This is a genomic window from Catenulispora pinisilvae, assembly GCF_015356865.1.
GTDB lineage: Bacteria > Actinomycetota > Actinomycetes > Streptomycetales > Catenulisporaceae > Catenulispora > Catenulispora pinisilvae.
In genome coordinates this window covers 1-910 of the sequence record NZ_JAAFZA010000534.1, presented here as the reverse complement: position 1 = coordinate 910, position 910 = coordinate 1, and the positions used below count along the sequence as shown (strand labels likewise).

Annotated in this window: 1 protein-coding gene; it reads left to right on the top strand. The window is 67.5% G+C overall.

Annotation, left to right across the window (positions count from 1 at the left end; all coding sequences use genetic code 11):
- Nucleotides 1–217 (top strand): response regulator transcription factor (locus IZR01_RS49345; RefSeq protein WP_194927908.1); only part of this gene is annotated, 217 nt, incomplete at its 5' end.
- Nucleotides 218–910: the final 693 nt, after the last annotated feature.

Sequence of the window (910 nt, the reverse complement as noted above, 5' to 3'; positions counted from 1 at the left end):
GGACGGCACCACCCCCGACGGCCTGACCCAGCGCGAGGCGGAGGTCCTGCGGCTGATCGCGCGCGGCCTGACCAACATGGAGATCGCCGACCGGCTCTTCCTCAGCCCGCACACGGTGAAATCGCACATCAACCGGATCTTCCTCAAGACCGGCTCCCGGGACCGCACCGCCGCCATGATCTACGCCCGGCGCCACGGCCTGGACCGCGACGCTTAGGCGTAACCGCCGCGCTCGCAGCAGCCACCGACCGCCGCGTTGCCAACACCCGGACCGGCAGCTGAATTCGCCAAGCTGCCCGCCCCGCCCCCCGAGTTCTGTATTTCTCCGGTCGGTTTTCGGTTCGTTCCCCTCGGTCGCGTCGGCAGGGCTTTGCCTACAGTGCCGGTTCTCGGGAGTCAAGTTCGCGCTGTACGCGGCCGCCACCTGCCCGCTTGCTGTGAGGGCGCGGACTTTACTCCCGGGGTTCGGCGCTGTACCCCTTGGGGCTGACGACGCGGCCGTGGGGAACGGACCGCACCACCTCACAAACCGCCAGCGCAGGGCCCTGACCCGGCCACCCTATGGAACCGCGCCAGTTCCCCGAGGGAGCCAAGAGCCCCCGCCGGAGGCGCCGGCTCTTCACCAGGGCCTTTGACCTGGCTCTTGACCTTGATCTTGCTGTTGACCTTGCTTCGACCTGCCGGAGATGAAGAGGCCTGAGGTATGGCGGGGTTGTGAACGCGGGAACTGGCAGCCGACATGCCGACTCGCCGACCCGAACCCCGAACCGGCACAACTATGACCGAAGGCCGTAAAGAGCTTCTAAAACCCACACGCTCACCGCAACCCGGCCTGCAAACTCCAGCTCCCAAAAGAGACCCCGCGCCACTACCTCGACGAGTCCTCGGCCGCCCCCTCCGATCCTTGGCC